Source organism: Bacteroidales bacterium (assembly GCA_023229505.1).
Classification (GTDB): Bacteria; Bacteroidota; Bacteroidia; order Bacteroidales; family JAGOPY01; genus JAGOPY01.
This window is the reverse complement of record JALNZD010000096.1, coordinates 1-3,541: the sequence shown is the minus strand read 5'-3', so window position 1 is coordinate 3,541 and position 3,541 is coordinate 1. Positions and strand designations below refer to the sequence as shown.

General features: G+C 42.3%; 6 protein-coding genes and 1 tRNA gene. All 7 read right to left on the bottom strand.

The window, feature by feature from the left end:
• Nucleotides 1–311: 311 nt before the first annotated feature.
• A complete protein-coding gene (locus M0Q51_17250; protein ID MCK9401716.1) occupies nucleotides 312–533 on the bottom strand; it encodes a hypothetical protein in 222 nt (73 codons plus the stop codon).
• Between the two features lie 40 nt (nucleotides 534–573).
• Nucleotides 574–1,344: a hypothetical protein gene (locus M0Q51_17245; protein MCK9401715.1), complete on the bottom strand. Its 771-nt coding sequence runs from the start codon at nucleotides 1,342–1,344 to the stop codon at nucleotides 574–576.
• Complete coding sequence (locus M0Q51_17240; GenBank protein MCK9401714.1) at nucleotides 1,341–1,676, bottom strand: hypothetical protein; 336 nt, start codon at nucleotides 1,674–1,676, stop codon at nucleotides 1,341–1,343. The genes M0Q51_17245 and M0Q51_17240 overlap by 4 nt, the downstream gene beginning before the upstream one ends.
• 253 nt (nucleotides 1,677–1,929) lie before the next feature.
• Nucleotides 1,930–2,313: an NUDIX hydrolase gene (locus tag M0Q51_17235; GenBank protein ID MCK9401713.1), complete on the bottom strand. Its 384-nt coding sequence runs from the start codon at nucleotides 2,311–2,313 to the stop codon at nucleotides 1,930–1,932.
• Nucleotides 2,314–2,328: 15 nt separating this feature from the next.
• Nucleotides 2,329–2,415: transfer RNA gene (locus M0Q51_17230), tRNA-Ser, on the bottom strand.
• 389 nt (nucleotides 2,416–2,804) lie between these two features.
• Nucleotides 2,805–3,185, bottom strand: a complete 381-nt coding sequence (locus M0Q51_17225) for a four helix bundle protein (protein MCK9401712.1) — start codon at nucleotides 3,183–3,185, stop codon at nucleotides 2,805–2,807.
• Nucleotides 3,182–3,541, bottom strand: a 360-nt coding sequence (locus M0Q51_17220; protein ID MCK9401711.1) for a DsbA family protein, incomplete at its 5' end; no start/stop codon positions are given. The genes M0Q51_17225 and M0Q51_17220, both read right to left, overlap by 4 nt.

Here is a 3,541-nt window from a genome sequence, read left to right as displayed (position 1 = left end):
GGAATTAAAAAAACATCCGGCGCCGTCAAAAACCTTTGAACAGCTGCTTGGAATTTTATTGGGTATCGGCCTGATGTTGCTATTAAAAAAGCTGGGTTAATCAATTCAACACGCATAAGCCCCGCGCCGTCAGTAAATAACAATTTACGATTTAAAATTATTATATCTGTGTAAAAGTTTTTGCTTGTAATAATCTTTATCAGCCGAGGGTTCTCATGCCCCACCATTCTCAAAATAAAATAACCGGGCAGTAACCCGATTATTTTATTTTGCGGTGTATTTTAAAAATAGCTCGGACAGAATTTCGTTTTTCAACCCGCCTGCGGCGGGATGCGGACGGGGCGGGGCAAAATGAGCGGCTCCGCCGCGAACCTTAACAATTTCAAGTTTTTCTTTGGCGGCTTACAAAATAAGTATAACTGATTTTGTGCTTCGGCGGCAAATTTTTCAAAAAAGAAAAACCCGCTATATCCGAAAACATAGCGGGTAATTGGCATCACCTCCTTTTCAGTGATTTTAACTTCCTTAATCAAAGTTCCTTCGCACCGGCGGCGGCGCTCGCTCGGATTCGTACTAAGATCGTGCGAACCGTTTATACCGCTTGTCGCGCCAGACATAGTACTTCGATCCGTGAGGTGGCAGCTGCAGTCTGGGGATATCGCGTTTAATTGAATTGAGCAGAGCCAGCAGAAGGCCAAGCCATGCCTTCAGATCGAAATCCGCGGGCAGCAGTTTCGTATGATTGACAAATTGCTGCCACTTGTATTCGATCAACTTATGTTCCAACTCATGTTCGGAAAAGATCACTGCACCGATGTTTTCCGGCCGTTCGATCTGCGTTTGAATCGCATGAATCAATCTGTCAAGGAAAGGCGAGGTCAACTCCTGCTCAGAATCGACCAAATCCATTTCCACATGGTAGAGCAGGCTCCCAAGGATTTGCAGAGGGTAGATGCACTCCGTCAGATGCTGTTTTATCATGGTTGCAAATCTTTCCCAAATTATCGTTTCGGCTTGCAGTGGCCACATCATTTGGAGCGTCTTAAGGGGTGACAATATAACGGTTCTGAAAATGCCGATCAAAGATCTTGTTCTCAAGTAGCTGTAACGCGCGGCTTCAGCTGCGCAGATTACCATTGCTTGACCAAGCAATTCTCTTGCGGGGGGGTGATTTCTTAACTCTTGCATTTGCTTCTGTGCCAACTCTTTGAATACGTTCGTGATTTTGTTGTAGGGGTGGATGTTAAACCTTGCGTTGGTCATAATGGTTGCCTTAACAGCTTGTTCGGCAAACCATTGTGCGGCAAACATCCGCTGTGTCATTTTGACAACCTTGAGCTTCAAGATGCTTCTCCTTTCCTCGTTGTAGACTCAGGCCAGCAGTTCTCGAAAATGGAATTGGCGAGCTTATCCAGGCCAGCCACGATTTCCGGAGTCACCTCTTCCGGAATTGAGGACTTCAAGCTATTAAGCTCATTGCGCTCGTTTTCGGCAACACGTTTACGAATTAACATCACGTTCGCGAACCGATTGATCATCGGGCTGCCTTCCTTCACGGCTTCATAAAATTCTTCGGTTGTTATACCGCGTTCACGCGCCGCTTTCTCCAGGTTAACCCAGAAAGCTGCCGCCAACCCTGCACCACTTACGATTGCAGATACATCCTTCTTTCCCATTTCCTTTCTCCTTTTCTGCTCGCCCCTCATCTGTCCAGGATTCGACAGACCACAGGCTCGCATTAGGGTTCACTGCAAAAAAACAACACTAAAGTAAAATTATTTTATGGCTTTAGGCCAGTAATTGTGAAAGAACTTAACTATAAATTATATCACATATATACCATTTTTGTCAATACATCGCAACAAAAAAGGCCTAATTTAGGCCATTTATACGAATATAAATGTGTGTTTGTATATAAAATCGCTATTTCTACAAAAAATCCTTCAATTGCCCAATCTGCGGAACAATATTTATAGTATTAATGGCATCCTTGTCAAAAAAATCATAGCCAATGCATTCGTCAGAATGTATAAAATCAAAATGTTCCGGTTTGATACGAAAGCAAAGCATGATTCGCCAAATTCCAACGCTGTCTTGCGCTACCCAAGAAAAAGCTGGATTTTTATCCAGCACTTCGCATTTCACGCCTATCTCTTCTTGACACTCTCTTTTCAATGTTTGTTCAAAATTTTCTCCATGTTGCAGCCGTCCGCCCGGCAAGTCCCAGGTGCCCTTCTGCTCGTGCAACAGCAAAACTTTGTTATCTTTAATAATTAATCCCTTAACAGAAACTTGAAATGATTTGTTGTCCATATAAATGATAAAATGCGGAAGGAGAGGGATTCGAACCCTCGAAACCTGTTACGGTTTACGCGCTTTCCAAGCGCGCGCCATCGACCACTAGGCGATCCTTCCAAAACCATCAAGCTAAATTTAACAATCTCTTAAATTTTATACCACCCTTATAGTTTTTTATCTCCAGCTCACGCTTTACCGCCTCTGATCTGGTTAAATAATTTTCTGAGTAAATTATTTTCCAAGGTCTATACCCCTTAGTTACTCTTACTTGACCGGAGTTATGAACATCCAATCTATTAATTAAATCTTCTGTCTGGCCGATATAGTATCGTTGTTTAATTGTGCTTTGCAAAATATAGATGTAATACATATTGAGCTTTCTCCCGCGGGCGCCCCGCTCTAGCGGGGCTGCGGGATCCCGCTCCGCGGGACAAGCGAACGCACTCGACCACTATGCGACCCTTCCAGTAACAATAATCAATAGACAACAATCAATAAACAATAATTTAATGACTAGAATCTATATTTTTACGTAGAGTATCCATGCTAGACCATAACATTTTGCTAACCTCTTCAGCTGTTACCAAAAAAAATTCACACTCCCTATTTGTAATATATCCCCTTTCAATAGCAAAATTCATTTGATATTTTGCCTCCGACAAAGATGCATAGGAAAATTTCATAAAATGTAAAAATTCTTTCTTATTATTCCTTGAATAACCTTCTATTATATTTGATGGAACTGATATTAACGATCGACGTAACTGTGAAGTAAGGCAATACAATTCTTCCTTGGGGAATTTAAAAGTTAAATCATAACCTTGATGAGCTAAATGATTGGCTTTATCTTTTAAAACATTTTTATAATTATATTGTTTGTTGATCATTGTTTGTTTAATTGTTTTCCAATGATGCTGCGCAGGCCTTCGGTTTTTGCGCCGTCCGAGCCGGTGAAGTCGTCCATCGGATAGGCGCCGACCACGATTTCGCCGTTGACGAAGGTGGTGGGCGTGCCGTTGACGTTAAACGAGCGTGCTTCCAACATTTGTTGGTTTACCTTGTCTTTGTATTTTTCCTGAAACAGACATTGGTCAAATTTCGCCGTATCAAGCTCGAGGCTCTTGGCATCTTCTTTGAATTGCAGCTCACTCAAAGTACCGGCTTTATTGTTTTCAAATAATTTGTGATACATCTCCCAAAACTTTCCCTGTTCAGCCGCGCATTCGCTCGCCTCGGCCGCCTT